The sequence below is a fragment of the Vibrio sp. 704 genome, from assembly GCF_033339295.1.
The window spans coordinates 25,034-48,486 of record NZ_JAWOUH010000011.1 but is presented as its reverse complement, the minus strand read 5'-3'; the positions used below and the strand labels follow the sequence as shown (position 1 = coordinate 48,486).

The 23,453-nt window shown below is 44.3% G+C and carries 20 protein-coding genes; 15 read left to right on the top strand and 5 right to left on the bottom strand.

Annotation, left to right across the window (positions count from 1 at the left end; all coding sequences use genetic code 11):
• Positions 1–9 precede the first annotated feature (9 nt).
• Positions 10–777: a lysophospholipid acyltransferase family protein gene (locus R7R24_RS15390; protein ID WP_005388305.1), complete on the bottom strand. Its 768-nt coding sequence runs from the start codon at positions 775–777 to the stop codon at positions 10–12.
• Positions 774–1,502 (bottom strand): beta-ketoacyl synthase chain length factor, encoded by a 729-nt coding sequence (locus R7R24_RS15385; RefSeq protein WP_025766965.1) that lies wholly within the window; start codon positions 1,500–1,502, stop codon positions 774–776. Before R7R24_RS15385 ends, R7R24_RS15390 begins: the two co-directional genes overlap by 4 nt.
• A 76-nt stretch (positions 1,503–1,578) precedes the next feature.
• Between R7R24_RS15385 and R7R24_RS15380 the strand changes: the two genes are divergently transcribed.
• The 13 genes from R7R24_RS15380 (at position 1,579) to R7R24_RS15320 (ending at position 18,157) form a co-directional block, all read left to right on the top strand.
• Positions 1,579–1,977 (top strand): hypothetical protein, encoded by a 399-nt coding sequence (locus R7R24_RS15380; protein WP_005382272.1) that lies wholly within the window; start codon positions 1,579–1,581, stop codon positions 1,975–1,977.
• Between the two features lie 27 nt (positions 1,978–2,004).
• Positions 2,005–3,072, top strand: coding sequence for a class I SAM-dependent methyltransferase (locus tag R7R24_RS15375; RefSeq protein ID WP_017634791.1), 1,068 nt, complete (start codon positions 2,005–2,007; stop codon positions 3,070–3,072).
• Between the two features lie 7 nt (positions 3,073–3,079).
• Positions 3,080–4,324: an NAD(P)/FAD-dependent oxidoreductase gene (locus tag R7R24_RS15370; RefSeq protein WP_054578004.1), complete on the top strand. Its 1,245-nt coding sequence runs from the start codon at positions 3,080–3,082 to the stop codon at positions 4,322–4,324.
• Between the two features lie 210 nt (positions 4,325–4,534).
• A complete protein-coding gene (locus R7R24_RS15365; protein ID WP_080960101.1) occupies positions 4,535–5,275 on the top strand; it encodes a transglycosylase SLT domain-containing protein in 741 nt (246 codons plus the stop codon).
• Between the two features lie 99 nt (positions 5,276–5,374).
• Positions 5,375–6,583, top strand: a complete 1,209-nt coding sequence (locus R7R24_RS15360) for a DEAD/DEAH box helicase (RefSeq protein WP_054578003.1) — start codon at positions 5,375–5,377, stop codon at positions 6,581–6,583.
• Positions 6,584–6,833: 250 nt separating this feature from the next.
• Positions 6,834–7,496 (top strand): potassium channel family protein, encoded by a 663-nt coding sequence (locus R7R24_RS15355; protein ID WP_005388291.1) that lies wholly within the window; start codon positions 6,834–6,836, stop codon positions 7,494–7,496.
• Positions 7,493–8,860 carry a TrkH family potassium uptake protein gene (locus R7R24_RS15350; RefSeq protein ID WP_005388288.1) on the top strand — a complete coding sequence of 456 codons (1,368 nt, stop codon included), beginning with the start codon at positions 7,493–7,495 and terminating at the stop codon, positions 8,858–8,860. The genes R7R24_RS15355 and R7R24_RS15350 overlap by 4 nt, the downstream gene beginning before the upstream one ends.
• A gap of 360 nt (positions 8,861–9,220) precedes the next feature.
• Positions 9,221–12,205: a M6 family metalloprotease domain-containing protein gene (locus tag R7R24_RS15345; RefSeq protein ID WP_196333376.1), complete on the top strand. Its 2,985-nt coding sequence runs from the start codon at positions 9,221–9,223 to the stop codon at positions 12,203–12,205.
• Between the two features lie 172 nt (positions 12,206–12,377).
• Complete coding sequence (locus R7R24_RS15340; protein WP_054578002.1) at positions 12,378–13,190, top strand: hypothetical protein; 813 nt, start codon at positions 12,378–12,380, stop codon at positions 13,188–13,190.
• Between the two features lie 176 nt (positions 13,191–13,366).
• On the top strand, positions 13,367–14,836 hold the full coding sequence (locus R7R24_RS15335; protein WP_054579944.1) for a protein adenylyltransferase SelO: 1,470 nt from the start codon (positions 13,367–13,369) through the stop codon (positions 14,834–14,836).
• A gap of 212 nt (positions 14,837–15,048) precedes the next feature.
• On the top strand, positions 15,049–16,047 hold the full coding sequence (locus tag R7R24_RS15330; protein ID WP_017634784.1) for a TRAP transporter substrate-binding protein: 999 nt from the start codon (positions 15,049–15,051) through the stop codon (positions 16,045–16,047).
• A gap of 70 nt (positions 16,048–16,117) precedes the next feature.
• Positions 16,118–16,792 (top strand): TRAP transporter small permease, encoded by a 675-nt coding sequence (locus tag R7R24_RS15325; protein WP_005384308.1) that lies wholly within the window; start codon positions 16,118–16,120, stop codon positions 16,790–16,792.
• A gap of 3 nt (positions 16,793–16,795) precedes the next feature.
• Positions 16,796–18,157: a TRAP transporter large permease gene (locus tag R7R24_RS15320; protein ID WP_005382255.1), complete on the top strand. Its 1,362-nt coding sequence runs from the start codon at positions 16,796–16,798 to the stop codon at positions 18,155–18,157.
• Positions 18,158–18,190: 33 nt separating this feature from the next.
• Here R7R24_RS15320 and R7R24_RS15315 read toward each other — a convergent pair whose 3' ends face one another.
• The 3 genes from R7R24_RS15315 to R7R24_RS15305 form a co-directional block, all read right to left on the bottom strand.
• On the bottom strand, positions 18,191–18,373 hold the full coding sequence (locus R7R24_RS15315; RefSeq protein ID WP_021034161.1) for a hypothetical protein: 183 nt from the start codon (positions 18,371–18,373) through the stop codon (positions 18,191–18,193).
• Between the two features lie 78 nt (positions 18,374–18,451).
• A complete protein-coding gene (locus tag R7R24_RS15310) occupies positions 18,452–19,789 on the bottom strand; it encodes a sigma-54-dependent transcriptional regulator (RefSeq protein ID WP_054578001.1) in 1,338 nt (445 codons plus the stop codon).
• 4 nt (positions 19,790–19,793) lie between these two features.
• Positions 19,794–21,599 (bottom strand): sensor histidine kinase, encoded by a 1,806-nt coding sequence (locus R7R24_RS15305; protein ID WP_054578000.1) that lies wholly within the window; start codon positions 21,597–21,599, stop codon positions 19,794–19,796.
• Positions 21,600–21,638: 39 nt separating this feature from the next.
• Between R7R24_RS15305 and R7R24_RS15300 the strand changes: the two genes are divergently transcribed.
• Both R7R24_RS15300 and tig read left to right on the top strand, forming a co-directional pair.
• Complete coding sequence (locus R7R24_RS15300) at positions 21,639–21,851, top strand: hypothetical protein (RefSeq protein ID WP_054577999.1); 213 nt, start codon at positions 21,639–21,641, stop codon at positions 21,849–21,851.
• A gap of 274 nt (positions 21,852–22,125) precedes the next feature.
• Complete coding sequence (gene tig / locus R7R24_RS15295) at positions 22,126–23,433, top strand: trigger factor (protein WP_005382251.1); 1,308 nt, start codon at positions 22,126–22,128, stop codon at positions 23,431–23,433.
• Positions 23,434–23,453: the final 20 nt, after the last annotated feature.

Sequence of the window (23,453 nt, the reverse complement as noted above, 5' to 3'; positions counted from 1 at the left end):
ACCTGCTTATTAATAAAAGTTTTCTGGAAAAATGTTTTCAGCTAGGTGCTGTTGTAAGCGTCGCGCCGCTATTGTCGGCGACGTAGTTTGCTTTATAAAGGGGGTAATCTCAACTTTATCCTTAACTTCAACCCTGAAAAAGGGCTTTGTTGCCGGTACTTGATACCATTTTTTCTCTTTTGTGAGGAAACTTGGCGTTACCGTAATATGGACAACTCTTAAATCTCGTTCTGTTCTTACCGCAATTTGTGCTGCACCACGTTGTAATTTCGGTTCTACACCTGGCGTTGTTCTTGTTCCTTCAGGAAATATAAGCAACACGTTGCCTTTGTTAAATCGTTCATCACAAAGTGCTAATAAATCATCCGGTGCTTCATTGGGAATATATCCGGCTGCTTTTACGATGTGCTTCATAAAAGGATTCGACCATATTGCCGATTTTACTAAACAGTCGCAGCGATTTAATTGTGAAGCAATGAGAACGTAATCGATTAAACTAGGGTGGTTGGCAACAATTAAACAATTACGATCTTGTTGAAGAATATCGGCACCAATAATTTGATAATCGATTGCGCCACTCAACTTCATCAATTTACAAAATGTGTTGAATGAATATCGAATCGCACCTTGAACTTTATATTCGCGTTCCGTTTGGTCTGAAACAAAAATACGAATGGTCGGAATAACAATGAAGCTCAGTACTAAACCACCTAACCCAAATACTGAAAAACAAAAGCCTGTTGCTAGCACACGCCAATACTGATTTAAGCGAGTCATTTTTTGTGCCATTCCCAAGCTTGTTGCGGAGCGAAAATAGTCCACTGGCTTTTATCTAACAAGTATTGTTGCAAAAATACTAAACCTTGAGGAAGAGGATGACCGGAACGTTCTGCGTTTATGGAGCTTTGTATCGCGAAATTGTCTCCATGAGAAAGTATTAAGCCAAGTCCAAACCCTTGGTATTGTTGGTTTTCATATTCTAAATAAGAGTCAGGCATAGGCTCATCAAAATCAACAAGCAGTACTTTTTTGTCAGGATTGTCGTACAAAAACAGCCATGCTTCTAATATTGCGCTTTGGAATGTGTTTTCTGCCGCAGCGATAGAAGTTAGGGGAATGGGTTGTTTAGTTGCGATAGTGGCAAGCCCTGCGGCGGTATTGTGCACCGATTGAGAAAAAGCCATCGGAGACGCCTCTTCTCCATTAATTATATCTTCAACTAGTGCGACGCTGCGATGCAGTTCACCATGACGGCTTGAAAATACAAGGTAATCAACTTGATGTTGATTAAGCATTTCGATTGCAGTTTGTACCGCCAGTTTACTGAGTGGGCTCATTCTTCTGCGCATCATCGCAGGAATATTTGCAACATTGATTTTGCCATCTTCTGGCCATTTTATCTCTGTTGCCCATTGTTTCCATTCATTGGATTCGGATAAACCGAATGAATTCGCTGTCCACGCATCAATATTGAACGAAATGTTGATCTTCGAGTTTGGCATATTGGGTTAAATTGTTTATTTTACAGCTCGATACAAATTGGGGTTGACCCAAATTCACAATAAAAAGGAAATTATCATGTCGCGTTTTAAGCTGTATGTCTCGTTATTATTAACTTTGCTTCTTGTTGGTTGTGGACGAGTACAACCTGTAATGAATGTGGAGGATACTCCAGTTGCTTATGATCTTCAAAATAAACAAGTAAAAATGGCCATAGTGCAATCAGCAACTAACCGAGGCTGGACGATCGAAGAAGTAAGCCCTGGTGTTCTTATTGCAAAAATCCACGTTCGTAAACACTCTGCAGAAGTAAAAATCCCATACAATAATAAATATTACTCAATTATTTATCTCAACTCAGTAAATCTCAAAGCAAGTGATGGCAAAATCCACCGCAATTACAATCGTTGGGTAAACAACTTGAATGTTGATATTCAGCGAGCTATTGCATTGTTGGGCAATCAATCTCAACAATAAAACTATTAATTGCAGTTAGGTTTTTCCGTGTTAAATCAAAATAATGACCCTTTTAATGCTTTTGAAGCGAAGACAGAAGCTCAGAAGTTATCTTTTGCACCAATCGTGTTCCAGACCGCCAAAACGCTTCGAGATTTAGGTATTTTAGCCGCTTTAGACAGCGCTGGCGCACAAGGCATGAGTGCCACAGATATTGCCGAGAAAACGGGAGTATCAGAATATGGTGTTAAAGTACTGTTGGATATGGCGATTAGTGCGCATATTGTTTTATGGGAACGACCTAACTATTCGCTTGCAAACCTTGGTTTTTACCTTCTTCATGATGGTATGACGAATGCAAACATGGATTTTACGGCAGATGTTTGTTACGCCGCGATGATGCATTTGACGGAAGCAATTCAAGAAGGTAAACCGTCAGGTTTGAAAGAGTTGGGCAATTGGGAGACCATTTATCAAGGTCTATCGACGTTACCAGAACAAGCCAAACAGAGCTGGTTTAAGTTCGATCATTTCTATTCGGATCGCTCGTTCCCACTTCTGCTTAAAGAGGTATTTGCAAGGAAGCCAAAGCATCTTGTGGATATTGGCGGAAATACGGGAAAATGGGCGATTCAGTGTTGTAAACATGACCCTGACGTTCAAGTGACGATTGTTGATTTACCGCAGCAATTAGAAGTAGCGATGAAGAATGTTTCAGAAAACCAGTTCGTCGAGCGTGTACGTCCATACCCTGCAAACATGCTTGATAAAGCACAAACATTGCCTGAGCATGCTGACGTATGGTGGATGAGCCAGTTCTTGGATTGCTTTTCCCCAATTGAGATCCTCAATATCCTTAAAAAAGTTAAAGCCCAGTTAACGAAGGGAGATACTATTTACGTATTGGAGCTGTTTTGGGATGCTCAAAAATACGCGGGAGCTTCCTATAGCCTTAATGCCACTTCTCTTTATTTTACCTGTTTAGCTAACGGTAATAGTCGCTTTTATCGCAGTGATGATTTCTTAGAAATTGTCGAAGCGGCAGGTTTATCTGTCGTTGAAAGAACCGACAATATTGGCCTTGGTCATACCTTATTAAAACTACAAGCAAACTAAATTCAGAATGAAAACAGAGCTCAAGCAAGTTGTTGTCGTAGGAGCGGGGCCATCAGGTTCAACCGTTTCTGCCTTATTAAAATCGCGTGGCATAGATGTTGTTGTCTTAGAAAAAGCGACTTTTCCACGTTTTTCCATAGGAGAAAGCCTACTCCCTGCATGTATGGAAGTTGTTGAACAAGCAGGAATGACTCATGCAGTAAAGCAGTTTGGTTTCCAGTATAAAGATGGTGCTGCATTTCGTCGTAATGGCGTATACACCCAGTTCGACTTTACAAACAAATACACACCAGGACCGGGCACGACGTTTCAGGTTCAACGTGCCAACTTTGATAAAGTATTGGCAGATAGCGCTGAAGTGCAAGGCGTAGAGATTCGTTATCAGCATGAGCTGCTCAACCTAGTGTTTGAAGGGAAAAAGTCTCGATTAGAAGTGCTCGACTCAAATAAGAAGGCTTATCAAATCGAAGCAGATTTTGTGCTGGATGCAAGTGGCTTTGGGCGTGTTTTGCCACGCTTGTTGGAGCTAGAAGAACCTTCTTGTCTTCCGCCTAGAAAAGCGATCTTTACCCATATCGAAGATCATATCTCTCCCCAAGAGCCGGAATACGATCGCAACAAAATTTTAATTTCAGTTCATCCTGAAAATCACGACGTATGGTACTGGCTAATCCCATTCTCTAATGGTACCTGTTCGTTTGGTGTGGTGGGTGAGCCAGAATTTTTCGAACAATACCCAGAAGATAAGATTGCAGCGTTGCAGCAGTTAGCCAATGAAGAGCCGGGTTTGGCTGCTTTATTGCGAAACGCGAATTACCCGAATCCAGCAGGCGAGTTGGGTGGCTATTCTGCTAACGTCAAACGTTTAGCGACAGAGCACTACGCGTTGCTTGGTAATGCTGGTGAGTTTCTTGATCCTGTATTTTCATCGGGTGTCACTATCGCCATGAAATCGGCAGAGTTTGCAGCGGACTGCGTGGTTCGTCACCTGAATGGTGAAAAGGTTGATTGGCAAGAAGAGTACTCGCAACGCTTAATGGTGGGAGTGAACACATTCCGCACTTATGTGGAAGGCTGGTACAACGGCACGTTGCAAGATGTGATTTTCTATCAAAACCCGAACCCACGTATTAAACAGATGATTAGTGCGATTTTGGCTGGATATGCTTGGGATACGAATAATCCTTACGTAAAACAAAGTGAGCAGCGTTTGTCGACGCTTGCAGAACTGGTTCGGGAAGCTGAACTGTAAGAATATACATTCGCTTATCCGAGAATCAGTAAGCCCAGGTCTTACCAAAAAATTGGTAAGACCTTTTTAATGCCTCTTTACTTTTACTTCTAGCGTGTTGGAGACACATTGACCACTTACATCGGTGTGTATCGAATTTGAGAATTTTTATGGTGACATTGATCACATCTAGAATTCCTGTTGCTGATATTTATATTAAATTTGTAGGAAATGGATTACATTCTGGGAGTGTTCCCTACATCCGGCTTCGTTGTGAAAACGGTTTATAAGCAACTGTATAAGTTAGTAAAGTTCCAAAAACTACATCAAAAAAAAGACAAGTTTCTTACCAAATCAATTCGCTTGGTGAGTTCGAGCCATCGACTACGCCAAACGCTTCCTCTACTTTCTAAAATTGTCGAAGAACATGACGCATCAACGGTCTCTTCGATTGCAGATCCCGAGAACGCGGTCGCGTGGGGAGGTAAAGTTTCTCCAGAGTTCAAATCTAAAGTCATCCGTATTAGTAAAGAGCTAAAGATCAATCCTAATCATCTTATGGCGTGCATGGCATTTGAAACTGCTGAAACTTTCAGTCCAAGCATCAAAAATGGTTCCGGAAGCGGGGCTACAGGGTTAATTCAATTTATGCCCTCTACCGCAGAATCATTAGGAGTGAACACAAAGACTCTTGCGAGAATGAGCGCGCTTGAACAACTTGACTATGTGAAAGCGTACTATTGGCCCTATCGAAATAAAATTAATAGCTTAGAAGATGCTTACATGGCCATTCTCTACCCTGCTGCGATTGGTAAACCGCCGTCTTTCGTTTTGTTCAGACAAGGCTCAATTGCCTATCGACAGAATGCAGGTATCGACCGCCACAAAACGGGGAAAATCACGCTTAATGATGTTTCCTACAAAGTGAGGAAAAAATTAGAAAAAGGTTTGCAGCCCAATTTCATGGGCTAAGATTGTGTCATGTTCCTAGTTTTTCGCGCATGAATCCTTCTGTTACTTCACGGGGATTCTGATACACTACGCGCCCATTTCCTCTGTTGAGACCTTTCTATGCCATTTTCTAAGCTTGGTTTAAGCGCATCGATTGCTGATGCAGTAAAAGCGCTAGGTTATGAAAAACCCACTTCTATCCAACAAAAAGCCATTCCAATCGTATTGCGTGGCCGCAATTTAATTGCAGCAGCGCAAACGGGCACAGGTAAAACGGCCAGTTTTGTTCTGCCAATCTTAGAAAAGCTTAGTCGAGGCGAAACGCAACGTAAAAAACGCGCTCGTGCGATTATCCTAACGCCAACACGCGAACTTGCGCTTCAGGTTCATCAAAGTATTGAAGCTTATGGTAAAAACTTACCATTACGCTCAATGGCGATGTTTGGTGGTGTGGATTATGCACCACAAAAACAAGCCTTGATCGAGGGTGTCGATATTGTGGTAAGCACGCCTGGGCGTTTGATTGATCTGTACGGTCAACGCGCGATTCACTTTGATGAAGTGGAAATGCTAGTGCTTGATGAAGCCGACAAAATGTTGGATATGGGATTCATCGATGCGATCGACAAAATCGTCGACTGTATGCCAGAACATGTGCAAAGTTTGCTGTTCTCAGCGACGTTATCTAACCCTGTTCGTGACTTGGCGAAAAATGCGATTATTGATCCTGAAGAGATCACGATTGCAAAGCACAGTGCATCAAAATCAAATATTAAACAGTGGATCACGACCGTCGATAAAGACATGAAGTCGTCGCTGTTAAGTCACTTGCTTAAAGAAAATGACTGGTCGCAAGTACTGGTATTTATTGAAACTAAATACGGTGCAGCCAAACTGGTAAGCCAACTTGAGAAACGTGGCATTGTGGCAGAAGCATTCCACAGTGGCCGTAATCAGCGTGTTCGCCAGGAATTAATAGAAAAGTTTAAAGCGGGTGAAATCCAGTACTTAGTCGCAACCGGCGTTGCTGCGCGCGGTATTGATATTGATAATCTGCCAGTTGTCATCAACTACGATTTACCTTACCCAGCGGATGAGTATGTACATCGTATTGGTCGTACAGGTCGTGCTGGCGCGAAAGGTGAGGCGATATCACTGGTTTCAAAAGACGACTTTAAGAACCTCTGCATGATTGAAAGTCGTTTAGGGCACTTGCTAGAGCGAGTGGAAATTGAAGGTTTTGCGCCAAGAAAGCCAGTACCAGTTTCAATTTTAAATTACGTGCCTAAGAATAAACGTAAACCGCATGATAAGCGCGAATCAAAATAGCCAGTTTATCCCATGATCTAAAAGCCGCATTCTTGCGGCTTTTTGCGTTTTAAGGCATCCAATTATGTAGCCATCGCGACGGTTTCTATTCGGTAATGAGGAAAAAAGTTAATCAGTGTCATACGCTTAACACGTAAAGTGAATCAAGGTGCGTTAAGCTTTTGTCAATTATCTGTCCGCAGGTTTGCACAAGGTAAGGAATGGGCGCAAACTTTTTTGCTTGCTAATGAATGCATAAGATGGGGCACAAATGAAAACAGGTGATAAGCAATTCGCCGTTATTGGTCTTGGCCGATTTGGTTTGGCAGTGTGTAAAGAGTTACAAGATTCAGGCGCTCAAGTTTTAGCCGTTGACATCAACGAAGACAGAGTTAAAGAAGCCGCCAGTTTTGTTAGTCAGGCGGTTGTGGCTAACTGTACTCACGAAGAGACGGTTGCTGAGCTCAAACTTGATGATTACGACATGGTGATGATTGCCATCGGAGCGGATGTCAATGCCAGTATTCTTGCGACATTGATTGCTAAAGAGGCGGGAGTAAAGTCAGTATGGGTTAAAGCCAACGATCGCTTCCAAGCTCGTGTTCTGCAAAAAATTGGCGCAGACCACATTATCATGCCTGAGCGTGACATGGGGATACGTGTCGCGCGTAAAATGCTCGATAAACGGGTTCTTGAGTTCCACCCATTAGGCAGTGGCTTAGCTATGACGGAGTTTGTGATTGGCTCTCGTTGGATGGGTAAGACACTAAGTGATTTGGCTCTGTGCAAAGTCGATGGCGTGCAAGTGCTAGGGTTTAAACGGGGCCCAGAAATTACCAAGGCACCTGACCTTAATACCACACTAGAAATTGGTGACCTAATTATTGTGGTCGGCCCTCAAGATGCGCTCGCAAATAAATTAAAATCGCTATGACGTATTTTCATCAGAAAGGTGTTTTTTACGCACCAGATGGTAAACAAGAGAAAGCGAAAGGCAACGAACCGCGAATTATATTGCTCAGTTTTCTCGGTGTTTTACTGCCTTCTGCGGTATTGCTAACCTTGCCAGTTTTTTCTGTTACGGGCCTGTCGATAACGGATGCTTTGTTTACCGCAACGTCCGCTATTAGTGTGACAGGGCTTGGTGTTGTCGATACTGGGCAACACTTTACGCTTGCGGGTAAAATCTTGCTGATGTTTTTAATGCAAATCGGTGGGTTGGGGCAGATGACGTTGTCGGCGGTCTTACTCTATATGTTCGGCGTGCGTTTGAGTTTGCGTCAACAAGCGCTGGCGAAAGAAGCATTAGGGCAAGATCGGCAAGTCAATCTAAACCGACTAGTAAAGCGGATTGTTGTTTTCGCGCTTGTTGCAGAAACGATCGGGTTTATTTTTCTCTCTATCCGCTGGGTCCCTGAAATGGGCTGGCAGACTGGTATGTTTTACGCCTTGTTTCATGCAATTTCTGCATTTAACAACGCTGGGTTCGCGCTGTTTTCTGACAGTATGATGAGCTTTGTGAATGATCCGTTGGTTATCTTTACACTGGCGGGGCTATTCATTTTTGGCGGGCTTGGTTTTACTGTTGTGGGTGACATCTGGCTAAACTGGCGCAAAGGTTTCCACTTTTTGCATCTTCACACCAAAATCATGCTGATTGCGACACCGATATTGCTCTTAGTCGGAACGATGATGTTTTGGTTACTTGAGCGAAGCAACCCAAACACAATGGCGTCTTTACCTGCAACAGGGCAATGGTTGGCGGCATTCTTTCAATCTGCGAGTGCTCGAACGGCAGGGTTTAATAGTGTTGACTTGGCGTTGTTTACCCAGCCAGCCTTACTGGTCATGATTGTTCTGATGTTAATTGGAGCGGGTTCCACCTCAACGGGAGGCGGTATTAAAGTTTCCACATTTGCTGTTGCGTTTATGGCTACGTGGACCTTTTTACGCCAAAAGAAACATGTGGTTATGTTTAAGCGAACCATAAATTGGCAAACTGTGACTAAGTCATTGGCAATTATCGTTGTGAGCGGAGCCATCCTGACAAGCGCAATGTTTTTATTGATGCTTACCGAGAAGGCCAGCTTTGATAAGGTTATGTTTGAAACCATTTCCGCATTTGCCACAGTGGGGCTCACCGCCGGTTTGACTGCGGAACTTTCTGAACCTGGTAAATACATTATGATCGTGGTGATGATCATTGGTCGTATTGGGCCGCTCACGCTTGCCTACATGTTGGCACGTCCTGAACCTACCTTGGTCAAATATCCAGAAGACGCCGTTCTTACAGGTTAATATAGCGTTAAACAATGGCCGCGCGACCATTACGAGCATTGATTAATAGCAGTGCTCGTACATTTATAGAATATGTGGAATGTTGCCCAGTTTTACCTACAAATTCGTAGAAGTTCATTTCTTCTTCCTTTCGTTTCGATACTATTCATTCACTCAATTTATATTCTCAGAAGCTACGCTCATAACAGCGTTTTGGAATCCGACGCTTTTGTAGTGTGACACCAAACTACGTCGTGTTATCTGAGCGAATTGATACCAGCCTTCGTCAATAGTCACTCAGTCTTACTCTATGCCCATAGGGTTACTTTGTGTTTGTTGTGCTTGGTATGAATGAACGAATCGAAAAGATGGAGTCGTACTTTGAAATTCAACACACTCGCCATGGCTATGCTAACTGCGCTTCTTGCAGGGAAGAGCATGGCAACTACTCCGCCATCGCCGGTTTGGCATACTATTGCGTTGAGCGATGGTAGCTCCAGTGAGGCAATTCTACGTGGAACGGCAGATTTCCACTGGTTTGAAGATAAGCAGGGCAATGCCTTACTTCAGGAAGACGGCGTTTGGTTTTTCGCGCAGATTCAGCGCGAGTCAGACACGCCAATATTGATCTCGACAGGTGTGGTGAAAACGCAGTCGAGTGAGCCACCTGAGTCGGCGAAGTTTCGCCCGGATTTACAAGTTAAACCGCAATTATCTTCTCTAAAAACCATTGAACCGATGGCACGAAAAAACCTACTGCGTCCGGCGCAAGGTTACCAGGCGATGAGCAGTTCAACGGTGAAGCAGCAGCCCCTATTGGTTGTGCAAGTTTCGTTTGATGACCAAGCAATGGTGCACGATTTTGAGCAACGCGTATTTAATACCAATGGTCAAAGCGTTGTGGATTACTTTGATAAAAACTCTCAAGGTAAATTCAAAGTTGTTCCTGCACTTGAGAGTTACGGCACCGCCAATGACGGTGTGATAGATGTGACTGTGGCACAAAGCCACCCTAACTGTCACTCTAGTTCTACTGATAAGACATGCACCGCCAAGTTGAATGCGGTTTTCACCGAGGCTTATCAAAAACTGGATCCATACTTTAATCTTTCGGCCTACGACAGCAATCAAAATGGTACCGTAGAACCGTCAGAACTCTCTGTCATGTTTATTTTTGCGGGGGGCGATCGTTCAACAGGGGTTCTCAACCGTCCTGCTATTTGGCCGCACAAATTCTCTCACGATGATGTCACACTAGATGGTAAAAAGATCACAGACTATTGTGTGTTCGCTGACTATCAAGTTGATCATCAAGCGACCTTGGGCGTGATCGTACACGAGCTTGGCCACTTAATGCTTGGCTTACCGGATTTGTACGCAAGGAACAGTGATGCCTCGATCGGCTCTTGGGGCGTGATGGGTGGCGGTTCATGGGCGCAGAAACCGGGAGATTCATACGCTGGTGACACTCCGGTGAACATGAGTGCATGGAGCAAACACGCTGCTGGTTTTGTTGTAGCAACGGTAACTCATGAAAGTCCAGCGCCTATTTCTGTGAACAACGACGATGTCAAGCTGGTGTATCTCGACCCGTACTTGAAAGAGTTTGGCCCACGTGTTTACTTGGAAAATCGCACCTTTAGCGGTTACGACCGAGCATTGGCGGCTGAAGGTATCCTGGCGACGTCGGTCAATGTCCAGAACCGCTTTAATGATGTTGGCGCGATGCAGGTTCAAATCATGCAGGCTGATGGTCTGAATGAGTTAGAAAATGGTGGTAGGAGTGACGCTGACGATTTGTACCCTAATGGTGGCAATGTCATTTCAGATACATCGACCCCGGGTCTGAGAACGATCACAGGGTTTGATACTGGGGTTCGTATTTCCAACATTGCCAGCAACACCAACGGTGGTAGTTTTTCTCTTGAACATACAAACGAACCAAATAAGTCAGCATGGCTGAACTCTCTTCACCAAGGTTATGTGTACGCGAGTGGGAGTAACACTCTGGCGGTGTCACTGGACTTGAATCGTGATACAGAGCTTGATGGCCTTCAACTTTACGCGCAAAGAGATAGCGCTCAAAGTGACATGACTTATCGAGTTTGGCGATTCCCATTTTCTGGAAACATTGGCTATCGATTAATATTGAATCAAAACAACGCTGAGCTTTTACAGCAAGGTAACTTCCAAAAGTCATCTCGAATTTTATTCCCTCAATCAAGCCAATTGAGTGCGGGTCAGCATTTATTGGTCGTTGAATTGGAAGGCGGTCAATTTGATGCAAACTTTGATTTCGGTCGCTTGCTAAAAACTGAAAAAGCCTCTCTACCTGTAATGTGGAATGGTGATTACAGTGAGATTGGCACGTTTGGTCTAGAAAAAGCCGGGTTCTCTTATATTCCGTTTGCAGCATTATTAAATGTGGATGCGAGCAACTTGGTTGAAGCGAAATCTGATTCGTTACAAACCAATAAAAATACGCCAATCAAACTGAACCTGATGGACAATGATTTCATGGCGGTAGGGTATCAGTTCAATGTGGACATTGTGCAGAAGCCTGAGCACGGCACCATCTCTGGCAACCAGTACCAACCTGAATCTAACTTCGTTGGTCTGGACACTTTCCAATATCGTTTGTTGTCGGTTGATGGTGCGTACTCATCTTCAATCGTGAATGTGCAGGTGGAAGTGCTTGGCAGCAACGAAGCGCCAGTGGCCGTGATTGATGTTGATAATAAAGACATGACGGTTGGGCAGCGAGTCACGTTGTCTGCGTTAAATAGTACGGATGCTGATGGTGATGTGTTGAGTTATAAATGGGAGCAGTTGGCTGGCACTTCAGTTTCTCTTGGCAATGCAACCAGTGTTAGCACAAGCTTTACGGTGCCTCAAGGTGCAAAAGCGGGTGAGGTTCTGACATTCCGTTTAACCGTGACTGATCCTAGTAATGAAACGTCCAGTGCTACCGTCGATTTAACCATGAAAAACGCAGCGCCACTTACGCTTGCAGATACGGCGACCGTTGCCGTTGGTGAAAGTATTCTGATTGATGCAGCGAGCAATGATTCGGATGTGAACGGCGATAAACTGGTTGTAGAAAGCGTACAGAACGTAACGGGTGTGGGAAGTGCGAGTGTAGAGAATGGCAAAATCCGTTTTCAAGCACCGGATAGCCCTACTGACGGCATCAAGCTGCAATATACGGTTTCAGACGGTCATGGTGCCACTGCTACGGGGGAAGTTATCGTGACGGTTGTTGCTTCTTTGAAGACAACGACATTCAAGAACTCTGAAGGTAGCGGCAGTGTTTCTTATTGGGCTTTGATGTTACTTGCAACATTAGGCTGGCGACGTCGCGTCTAAAACGGTATTGAATTGCGGTATAAGCCACTCACATTGAGTGGCTTATTTTTTATCTGATCTATTTTGGTTTCGTTCTCATTGTCTTATGAGATGTGTTTCTCATTATTTTTAAAGCGATTTTTCTACTCTGCGGTTACCCTAGGGGCCGATTTTTATGAACTAAGGATGTTATATGTCTACCGAGGGCTTTTCTGTTTCGGAAATATGCCGAGAAGCGGCAGTGATGGTCAGAAGGAATCTACTCGCAATTGTTATTGCTTGTATTCCGTTGATTATCGTGCACTCAATTTTTGCTTTTATGTATCCTGAAATGACGGGGCAAGATCAAGCGAACGTTCAAGAAGGCAATGTCGCAGGATTTTATTTCGTCACAATTATTTTGTACCCACTTGTTGCCGCTATGGCGGCTGTGCGTGTGCATCGAATTTATTTAGCCGGCGATTACATGCACTCTGCGTTGGATGTATTTCGTTTGTCAGCTCGAGAATTCCGTTTCATAGGCTGGTGGATACTGTTTGGACTGATGATGATGCTCGTTATTGGTATCCCGATCTTTGTGTTGTCGTTTATCTACATTGCAGAAAGTGGTGAAGCCGACTTTGTTGCTATGGCTATTATCACAACGATTGCAAGCATTCCTGGCTATTGGGTAATGGCGCGATGGTCATTTGTGTTGCCAGCGACTGCAATGGATCATCAGCCGCGCAGTTTGCGTCGTTCGTGGAACCAGAGCAGAGCATACAACAAACAAGTATTCATTTTGATGGGACTAATTCCATTGGGTGCGGGCTTGCTCAGTCAGCTGATCTTTAGCCACTTTACGAATCTCTTTATGTTGAGCCTCGTCGGTGTGGCCTATGGTATTTTTGGCGCGTACCAGCTGGCATTGTTATCGTTGAGCTATAAAACGGTAGTGGATATCGAACGCGCTCGTTTTGATACGACATCACAGCCACCAAAAACGGGTGAAGAATTTTCCGCTTAACCCTTTGATCGTTTTTACATGCTACCTCCGTTTAGGAGACGGTCTGCGGCAGGTTGATACCTTCCTGCCGCCTTCGCGTTATTCACGCAAAATACCCATGCCCATTTCATGGCTGAATGACAGGGACATTCACACGTATACTCACAACAGTACTTCTTTTTATTAAGGAACCCTACATGTCCATTTGGCAACGGGTCAATTTCACCCATCGCTTTAGTCAATTACCGTCAGCGTTCTATACGTTGGTCGAGCCACAACCCTTGGACAACACTCGCTGGGTCGCTTGGAATGGTGAGTTTGCACAGCAGTTTGGTTTACCAGAAGAGCAAAACGATGAGTTATTGGCGGTTTTTTCTGGGCTAAGTGAATTCGAACAATTTCGTCCTCTTGCGATGAAATATGCAGGCCATCAGTTTGGCGTTTACAACCCAGATTTGGGCGATGGACGTGGATTACTGTTGGCAGAAATTGAGCATCAGGATGGTACTTGGTTTGATCTTCACCTCAAAGGTGCAGGGCTAACGCCTTACTCGCGAATGGGAGATGGGCGAGCGGTATTACGCTCAACTATCCGTGAGTACTTGTGCAGTGAAGCCATGGCGGGCCTTGGGGTTCCCACGACACGTGCTCTTGGTATGATGGTCAGTGATACACCTGTTTATCGAGAAAAAACGGAATCGGGCGCTTTGTTACTTCGAATGGCTGAAACCCATGTTCGATTCGGTCACTTTGAGCATTTCTTTTACACCAACCAGTTAGCAGAGCAGCAGCTGTTGGCGGATAAGGTGATTGAGTGGCACTTTGCTGATTGTGCATCGGCGGAGAAACCATATGCCGCGATGTTTGACGCCATCGTGACTAAAACAGCCGAGATGATCGCATATTGGCAAGCTTTTGGTTTTGCGCATGGTGTGATGAATACCGATAACATGTCAATTCTTGGGCAAACTTTTGATTATGGTCCGTTTGGCTTTCTTGATGATTATGAGCCGGAATACATTTGTAATCATTCAGACTACCAGGGTCGTTACGCATTTGATCAACAGCCTAGAATTGCGCTTTGGAACCTGTCAGCACTGGCGCATGCGCTATCGCCACTCGTTGAACGAGAAGATTTAGAATCGTCGTTGAGTCAATTTGAAGTTCATTTAAGCCAGCAGTTCAGCCGCCTCATGCGTGAGAAGTTGGGCTTAAAAACCAAGATAGCGGAAGACGGGCGTTTGTTTGAAGCTATGTTTGAGCTTCTTCACCAGAACAAAACGGACTACACTCGCTTCTTCAGAACGCTTTCAAACCTTGATAATGCGCCTTCCCAAGCCGTAATCGATTTATTTCTCGACCGAGAAGCTGCGCGAGCTTGGCTTGAACTGTACTTAGCTCGGTGTGAGCTAGAGGTTGATGAACTAGGGGGCCTGATTTCAACCGAACAGCGTTGCAAACAGATGCGTCAAGCCAATCCCAAATACATCTTGCGTAACTACTTGGCTCAGTTGGCGATTGATAAAGCGGAAGAAGGGGACTTTAGCGAATTACACCGATTGGCCGAACTGTTAAAACGCCCATTTGATGAGCAACCTGAGTTTGATGATTACGCGAAATTGCCGCCGGAATGGGGGAAGAAAATGGAGATAAGCTGTTCTTCATAAATGGGTCATTTCCCACCCATTTGTATCTTTTTCTTGGGTGGAATTCACTCGTTACACTTCGGATTCATGTTAATGGGCTATGTTAATTTATTGAAATGCATATAAATTTTAACATGGTCCATTAATTGCTCTTTGTTGAATATCCGTACCCATCGCCTAACACCTAGTTACTCATGGACGGGATGGGATGTGATTCAACAAGGAGAATAATAATGTTTAAGCCTCTAACTCTACTATCTGTTTCTGCACTTGCTGTTACCAGTTTTAATGCTGCCGCAAATTGTGACCCGGGTGAAACGGTCATCAAGTTTAGCCATGTAACGAACGCGGACAAACACCCTAAAGGCATCGCGGCTTCGTTACTTGAAAAGCGCGTCAACGAAGAGATGAACGGTAAAGTCTGTATGCAGGTGTTTCCTAACTCAACACTGTATGATGATGACAAAGTGTTGGAAGCGCTACTGAATGGTGATGTTCAACTCGCTGCTCCTTCTCTTTCTAAGTTTGAGAAATTCACCAAGAAGTACCGCCTTTTCGATCTTCCTTTCTTGTTCGATGATGTCGACGCGGTTGACCGTTTCCAAAACTCGGAAGCGGGTGAAAAGCTGAAAAATTCAATGAAACGTCGTGGCCTACAAGGCATTGCGTTTTGGCATAACGGCATGAAGCAAATGTCAGCCAACAAGCCGCTCATTTCTCCAACTGATGCTGAAGGACTTAAGTTCCGTGTTCAAGCCTCTGATGTACTCGTTGCTCAGTTTGAGCAGCTAGGTGCTAACCCACAAAAAATGTCGTTCAAAGAAGTTTACGGCGGCTTGCAAACTAAGGTTATTGATGGTCAAGAAAATACTTGGTCAAACATTTACGGCAAAAAATTCTTCGAAGTTCAAGATGGCATTACGGAAACGAACCACGGAATTCTGGATTACTTAGTTGTGACGTCAAACGACTTCTGGAAAAACCTACCAGATGATCAGCGCGAGCAGTTAAATACCATTATTCAAGAGGTAACTGCGCAGCGTAATGCTGAGTCAACCAAAGTAAACCTTGCGAATAAGAACAATATCATCGAAGCCGGTGGTGTGGTTCGTACTCTAACGCCAGAACAGCGCCAAGAGTGGGTCACTGCACTTCAACCAGTATGGAAGAAGTTCGAAAAAGACATTGGTTCTGACCTAATCGAAGCCGCTTTGGCGTCTAACCAAAAATAATAACACCTAGCACATTTAGCCCTCTCAAACTGAGGGGGCTCTTTCCCCCTACAGACGACGTGATGTAATTATGGAACAGACTTTTTTTGCCAAGGCTGGACGAATCACTGATGCCATTGAAGAGACTTTGATTGCTTTCTTCTTGGGTGCCATGACCTTGCTGACTTTTGCCAATGTCATCTTTCGTTATGTCTTTAACGACAATATTCTTTGGGCGCTTGAGCTCACCGTTTTCATGTTCGCATGGATGGTGTTGGTTGGCGCATCTTATGGTGTGAAAAAACACTTTCATATTGGTGTCGATGTCATTATTAACATCGTTCCGGAAGGTAAACGAAAAGCCCTGGCGCTTTTTGCAGCAATGTGTTGCTTAGCCTTCTCTATTTTGCTGTTAATTGGCGCCTGGAACTACTGGTATCCGTTCGCTACCGACCGAGCGTGGTATGAAACGGACGATATTCCGATGCCTGAAATACTCCAGTTCATGGCCGACTGGTTAAATGAGGGAGAGCGTTATGAAAAGCTGCCACGTTTTATTCCTTACTTCGCTTTGCCACTTGGAATGGCGCTACTAACGTTTAGATTTGTTCAAGTCACGTGGCAAATCGCTACTGGTAAGCTCGATCGCTTGATTGCAGGACATGAAGCGGAGGAAGAGCTCGAATCTCTTAAAGCTGAGATGAGTGACGCTGAAGACGTAATGGCTCCAAAGGCCTCGCAAGACGCTAAAAACAAGGAGCAATAAGCCATGGATATCTTATTTCTATTTTTGATGGTAATTGGCTTTATGCTGGTTGGCGTGCCAATTGCTATTTCGCTGGGCCTTTCCAGTGTTCTTTTCCTTTTAATGCATTCGGATGCCTCTTTAGCGTCAGTTGCTCAAACGCTGTTTAATGCATTCGCGGGCCACTACACGCTATTGGCTATTCCATTCTTTATATTGGCTTCAAGCTTTATGTCGACGGGTGGCGTAGCAAAGCGGATCATTCGTTTCGCCATTGCCATTGTAGGCTGGTTCCGCGGCGGTTTGGCGATGGCTTCGGTTGTAGCGTGTATGATGTTTGCCGCGTTGTCAGGTTCCTCACCTGCAACGGTTGTTGCCATAGGTAGTATTGTTATCGCAGGTATGATCAAAAACGGTTACTCAAAAGAGTTTGCCTCTGGGGTAATTTGTAACGCAGGTACGCTAGGGATTTTGATCCCACCTTCGATTGTGATGGTGGTGTATGCAGCCGCAACGGATGTGTCAGTTGGACGTATGTTCCTTGGTGGTGTGATTCCCGGTTTGCTGGCGGGTGTCATGTTGATGATCGCGATTTACATTGCCGCGAGAATCAAGAACCTTCCAAAGCAACCTTTTGTCGGTTGGAAAGAAACTTTTGATGCCGCCAAGGATGCAAGCTGGGGCTTGTTGTTGGTCGTCATCATTCTTGGTGGTATCTATGGCGGTATCTTTACGCCGACAGAAGCCGCTGCGGTTGCTGCTGTGTACTCATTCTTTATTGCTAACTTTGTATACAAAGACATGGGGCCATTTGCAGACAAGAAAAACACTAAACCTGCGCTCGTTAAAATCTTCCAAACCTTTGTTCATAAAGACACCAAACACACCCTGTATGAAGCGGGCAAACTCACCATCATGCTGCTGTTCATCATTGCTAATGCCTTAATTTTGAAGCATGTTTTAACGGAAGAACGCATCCCGCAAATGATCACCGAGTCGATGCTCTCGGCTGGTCTCGGACCAATCACTTTTTTGATTGTGGTGAACGTCTTGTTGCTGATTGGTGGTCAGTTCATGGAGCCATCAGGCTTGTTGATCATTGTTGCGCCGCTCGTGTTCCCAATTGCGATTGCATTAGGCATAGACCCAATTCATTTGGGCATAATGATGGTGGTGAATATGGAGATAGGAATGATAACGCCGCCCGTGGGTCTTAACTTATTTGTGACCGCTGGTGTTGCCAAAATGTCGATGATGAATGTAGTGAAGGCAGCATTACCCTGGGTTGGAGTGATGTTCTTATTCCTAATTATCGTCACATATGTACCATGGGTTTCGACTTGGTTGCCTACTACCTTGATGGGGCCGGAGATCATTACCAAGTAATGGAAGCCAGAAAGTAGAAAGAGGTGTGAGAATTCACACCTCTTCGTCTATTGACTTGTAACAAGTTTTGCGCGGGTCTGAATTAATTCGACGTTCATAGTGTCGCCACCTCTTTTTATTTTTGCGACGCTCTTCACCGAATCTTCTCTCTTCTTGATAGCAACCGTCTACGAGCACGGTATCTGTAACAATCGGTATTCTCACTTTTTCGTTCATATCTATAACAACCATGATAAACCCGTTGTTAAAAATTATGATTCAAGTTGAATATAATGCCAGCTATTTGAACGTGTTTTATTTGTAAAGGTCTTTATTTATTTGGTAGCGCTGCATCTTGTCGTAAAGAGTTTTTCTTGGCACATTCAATTGGCATATTGTCTGTTTAATACTACCGTTGTTTTCTAATAAAGCGCCTTCAATGGCTGCTCTCTCAAACTCCGCCACTTGCTCTGCAAGGCTTGAGGAAGACTTAGCAACTGGGTTCGATTCTCCCAACTGAATTAACTTACCCAATAGCACAAAACGCTCTGCAGCATTTCTGAGTTCTCGAACATTGCCAGGCCAGTCATGGCTCATCAGTTGCGCTAGATCTTGGGGTGACAAGCTAGGTGAGCTTTTGCCATAACGTGAAGCTGCTACCAACAGAAAGTGGTGAAAGAGGGCGGGAATGTCTTCTTTTCGTTCGCGTAGTGGCGGGAGATCCAGGGTCACGACATTGAGCCGATAATAGAGGTCCTGACGGAAAGTACCTTCTTCAGCTGCGTGTTTTAAATCGACCTTTGTTGCGGCAATCACTCGAATATCTAAAGGCAATAATTCATTTGAACCGACACGCTCAATCACGCGCTCTTGTAATACCCTCAATAAACGAATTTGGGCTTGGATAGGCATCGACTCGATCTCATCCAAGAAAAGTGTGCCGCCTTGTGCAAACTCAAATTTACCGATACGACGGCTTTCGGCGCCAGTGAATGCGCCTTTTTCATGGCCGTAGAGTTCACTCTCAATTAAGTTCTCTGGAACCGCTCCACAATTTACGGCGACAAAGTTTTGGTTCCGGCGAGAGCTTTGCTCATGTAAAGAACGAGCGATTAACTCTTTCCCTGTACCGGTTTCACCAAACAATAAAATATCGGCGTCGGTATCGGCGATTTGGGTGATGGTCTCTCGTAATATTTGGATGCTAGAGGTTTCACCAATAACTCGTGGACCAAGGGTTTTACTGGCTTTAAGTGACAGGCGCAGTTTTTCATTTTCATTGGTTAGTTTGCGCTTCTCAATCGCCCGCTTAACCGTTTCAACCAAATGTTCTGGCGCAAAAGGTTTCTCAATAAAGTCGTAAGCGCCTTGATGAAGGGCTTGCACAGCCATGGAAATATCACCGTGTCCAGTGATCATGATGACGGGTAAGTTTGCATCGCGTTGAGTCAAAGTTGTCAGCATATCCATACCAGAAATGCCCGGCAAACAGATATCAGTGACCACGACGCCAGCTTCTTCTCCTTGCTGCATCGCTATTAAAGCCGATTCTGCATCCACAAAAAACTTGGCGTCGATATCCGCCAGTTCAAAGGTCTGTTCTATAGCGATTCTGAGATCGGCCTCATCATCAATAAAAAACACCTGACACATGATCTTATCCTTTTGATGGTTCAGTGTTGTAAGAAGTGATAGGTAAACACAATGAGAATCGAGCGCCGCCTTGTTCTCGATTATGGGCACATAATTTTCCATTCATACTGGCTAAGATTTGTTGCGAGATAGAGAGACCCAAACCTAAACCGTTCAGTTTAGTGGTTAGAAACGGTTCACATAAATCAGAAAGTGAGAAAGAGCCAAGCCCTGGGCCATTATCATCAACATGAATCCAAACCAAATCAGTGTGCTCATCGTGTTCTACAGATAATTCTACCTGTTTGTCTTGTTGCTCTTTGAGTGCTTCTATCGCATTAGTCAGTAAATTGACCAACACTTGCTCCAGTTGAATAATATTGATCTGCACTTCAACATCATGCTCTGGCAAATTTGTTTCTAACGTGACGCGCCCTGATTTAAATGCGGGCTTCATCAGTTCTTTTACAGAGGCAATAACAGGGAACAGTCGAGATTGAGCCAACTCGTCACCACTGGTTTTTTTGGCGAAAGAGCGAAGTTGCTGACTGATATTTGCCATACGGTCAGTGAGAGCAGAAATGCGAGTGAGATTATCTTTCACTCGCTCATATTTTTCTTTTTTTAGAAACAGCTTGCCGTTCTCCGCAAAGCTACGAATTGCCGCAAGTGGATTATTCAGTTCATGGCTGATACTGGCCGACATTTGTCCTAACACCGCGAGTTTCGCTGCTTGCACCAATTCGTCTTGAGTAACGCGTAAAGTTTGCTCGGTATCGATACGCTGTGCGATCTCCGCTTGCAACTCGGCAGTCCGTGCCATGACTTGATATTCCAACTTTTGATTGGCTTCTTGTTGAATTCGTTCAATTTGCAAGTGACGCTGTTGACGGTGATAAATAAGCTGACCAATTAAAAACAAAACCATGAATGCTAGAGTGAGTACAAAGATGTAACCCATGGTGAACCAAACGATCGACTGTTTAGGAGACAGCACACGAATTGTCAGTTTGAGTTCGGGAAGAGGCAGCGAAGAGACCACCAAGGTTCCTTTATTGTATGGGTAACCCTGTTTAAGCTCAGAATGCACCTCGTCCAAACTACCCACTAATCCAAGCGTTTCAATTGGCGCATCAAGATATTGTTGGCTTGCCCAAACTTGCTTTTTCTCTTTTTTTGTCAGTGGTTGTAAGCTTTTGAGTAGCCATTCACTTCGGCTACTCATGAAAACAATTCCGTATGGGTCGCTGGCGACAAAAACACTGTTAGGTTGCTGCCAATTGTCCTCAATCTTACTTAGGTCCATCTTCACCACGACGACACCAAGTACACCGCCAGCGTATACGATGGGATAAGAATAGTAGTAGCCACGTTTACCAGATGTTGAGCCCAGTGCGTAGTATTGGCTTCTTTTGCCTACAATGGCTTGTTTGAAATAAGGGCGAAATGCAAAATTTCGCCCGATAAAGGAGCGCTCTTTACGCCAGTTGCTGGCTGCGATCGTTGTACCCCATTGATCGATTAAGTACGTATCCGCTGCTTCAATCACGCCATTAACGGATTCTAAATACCGATTAGTGATTTCCAGTTGCGCACTGTTGTTGGGGTGCAGAAGCGCTTGATAAAGAGGATCATCTTTAGCTAGAAGATTTGGGATATGGGCGTACTTATCGAGTTTATTTTTTATATGGCCAGAAAACTGCTCCAGCTGTGATTGGTGTTTATCAAGTAGAGATTGATAACTGGTCTGCCAAACCCAATGGCCACCGATAATTGCGCACAGGAAATAGAAAGCAAAAAATGTCAGCAGAATCCGTTTTTTTTGCGACATCCTTACACTCCTTACAACTTCCTTTGGTCACGTAAGAAAATGTTAATAGTTTGTAAGAAGGATTGGGGATTTAGTTTTCAACTCTGTGGAGTAAAACAAGAGCAAGATCTCTTTTTAGGCTTTTCGATAAAAAAACCGGTCGATTCTCTTGAAAAAGTCGCTATTGTCCCCATTCTAGATATGCTGGCGATGCTTAGACGGTGTCTGAATCGCATTTTTGAAGAAAAAATGGGTCAGCATTCGAGAATTTAGCGCAGACAATGTCCACATAGTGGCTATTGGCTCGACAGGGTTGCGACAGATCGCTAGAATGTCGCGTCTAAAAATTCTGTCCTGAGGCTAATAGGAGATACCTTTGGTTATTTTATCGAAGATATCACTGATTAGTCCGGTACTGACAACCAGTATCGATACTCGATTTTAAATTAGGTGTTCGGACAGAACACTACACAAGGATGAAGCGTAAGCTCCTCTGAGTTTCGCTCATACGCTCGGAAAACCGAGCCACTTTAGAGGTTTATATATAATGCAAGTTACTGTTGAAACGCTAGAGGGCCTAGAGCGCCGTCTAAACATTACTGTTCCAGCTGCAAACATCGAAGACGCTGTAACAGCTGAACTACGCAACATCGCTAAAAACCGTCGTTTCGATGGTTTCCGTAAGGGTAAAGTGCCTCTAAAAATGGTTGCTAAGATGTACGGCAAAGCAGTACGTCAAGACGTTCTTGGTGAAGTAATGCAACGCCACTTCATCGAAGCTATCGTTAAAGAGAAAATCAACCCAGCTGGCGCTCCAACTTTCGCTCCTGTAGAGAACAAAGAAGGTTCAGACCTAGTTTTCACTGCAACTTTTGAAGTTTACCCAGAAGTTGAGCTTAAAGGCCTAGAGAGCATCACTGTTGAAAAACCACTAACAGAAGTTAAAGATGCAGACGTAGAAGAGATGATCGATACTCTACGTAAGCAACAAGCAACTTGGGTTGAAGTTGAAGAAGCAGCAGAAGATGGCAAACGCGTAAGCATCGACTTCGTTGGTTCTATCGACGGTGAAGAGTTCGAAGGCGGTAAAGCTGAGAACTTCCCTCTAGAAATGGGTGCTGGTCGCATGATCCCTGGTTTCGAAGACGGTATCGCAGGTAAAACTGCTGGTATGGAATTCGACATCGACGTGACTTTCCCAGAAGATTACCACGCTGAAAACCTAAAAGGTAAAGCAGCTAAGTTCGCAATCAAAGTGAACAAAGTTGAAGCTCGTGAACTTCCAGAACTAAACGACGAGTTCGTTGCTAAGTTCGGTGTTGTTGAAGGTGGTGTTGAAGCACTTAAAGCTGAAGTTCGTAAGAACATGGAACGCGAACTTAAGCAAGCTGTTAAGAACCGCATCAAAGAGCAAGCGATTGACGGTCTAGTTGAGCAAAACGACATCAACGTACCATCAGCGCTTATCGAGCAAGAAATCCAAGTTCTACGTCAACAAGCTGCACAACGCTTCGGTGGTAACCCAGAAGCTGCTGCTCAGCTTCCACGTGAACTGTTCGAAGAACAAGCTAAACGTCGCGTAGTTGTTGGTCTTCTACTAGGTGAAGTAATCAAATCTGAAGAGCTAAAAGCGGACGACGAGAAAGTTAAAGCTCTAATCGAAGAAATGGCTACTGCATACGAAGATCCATCAGAAGTTATTGCTTACTACGAGCAAAACGAAGAAATGATGAACAACATGCGCAACGTAGCTCTAGAAGAGCAAGCAATCGACGCGATCATCGCTAAAGCACAGGTTTCTGAGAAAGAAGTAGGCTTCAACGAGCTACTTAACCAACAACAACCTGCTGCTTAATAAGCAATATCTTGCGTAGA

Excerpts from the sequence above, each read along its gene's own strand:
- R7R24_RS15390 (WP_005388305.1), bottom strand. The coding sequence starts at position 777 with ATGACTCGCTTAAATCAGTATTGGCGTGTGCTAGCAACAGGCTTTTGT.
- R7R24_RS15385 (WP_025766965.1), bottom strand. The coding sequence starts at position 1,502 with ATGCCAAACTCGAAGATCAACATTTCGTTCAATATTGATGCGTGGACA.
- R7R24_RS15380 (WP_005382272.1), top strand. The coding sequence starts at position 1,579 with ATGTCGCGTTTTAAGCTGTATGTCTCGTTATTATTAACTTTGCTTCTT.
- R7R24_RS15370 (WP_054578004.1), top strand. The coding sequence starts at position 3,080 with ATGAAAACAGAGCTCAAGCAAGTTGTTGTCGTAGGAGCGGGGCCATCA.
- R7R24_RS15365 (WP_080960101.1), top strand. The coding sequence starts at position 4,535 with ATGGATTACATTCTGGGAGTGTTCCCTACATCCGGCTTCGTTGTGAAA.
- R7R24_RS15360 (WP_054578003.1), top strand. The coding sequence starts at position 5,375 with ATGCCATTTTCTAAGCTTGGTTTAAGCGCATCGATTGCTGATGCAGTA.
- R7R24_RS15355 (WP_005388291.1), top strand. The coding sequence starts at position 6,834 with ATGAAAACAGGTGATAAGCAATTCGCCGTTATTGGTCTTGGCCGATTT.
- R7R24_RS15350 (WP_005388288.1), top strand. The coding sequence starts at position 7,493 with ATGACGTATTTTCATCAGAAAGGTGTTTTTTACGCACCAGATGGTAAA.
- R7R24_RS15340 (WP_054578002.1), top strand. The coding sequence starts at position 12,378 with ATGTCTACCGAGGGCTTTTCTGTTTCGGAAATATGCCGAGAAGCGGCA.
- R7R24_RS15335 (WP_054579944.1), top strand. The coding sequence starts at position 13,367 with ATGTCCATTTGGCAACGGGTCAATTTCACCCATCGCTTTAGTCAATTA.
- R7R24_RS15330 (WP_017634784.1), top strand. The coding sequence starts at position 15,049 with ATGTTTAAGCCTCTAACTCTACTATCTGTTTCTGCACTTGCTGTTACC.
- R7R24_RS15325 (WP_005384308.1), top strand. The coding sequence starts at position 16,118 with ATGGAACAGACTTTTTTTGCCAAGGCTGGACGAATCACTGATGCCATT.
- R7R24_RS15320 (WP_005382255.1), top strand. The coding sequence starts at position 16,796 with ATGGATATCTTATTTCTATTTTTGATGGTAATTGGCTTTATGCTGGTT.
- R7R24_RS15315 (WP_021034161.1), bottom strand. The coding sequence starts at position 18,373 with ATGAACGAAAAAGTGAGAATACCGATTGTTACAGATACCGTGCTCGTA.
- R7R24_RS15310 (WP_054578001.1), bottom strand. The coding sequence starts at position 19,789 with ATGTGTCAGGTGTTTTTTATTGATGATGAGGCCGATCTCAGAATCGCT.
- R7R24_RS15305 (WP_054578000.1), bottom strand. The coding sequence starts at position 21,599 with ATGTCGCAAAAAAAACGGATTCTGCTGACATTTTTTGCTTTCTATTTC.
- R7R24_RS15300 (WP_054577999.1), top strand. The coding sequence starts at position 21,639 with ATGTTAATAGTTTGTAAGAAGGATTGGGGATTTAGTTTTCAACTCTGT.
- tig (WP_005382251.1), top strand. The coding sequence starts at position 22,126 with ATGCAAGTTACTGTTGAAACGCTAGAGGGCCTAGAGCGCCGTCTAAAC.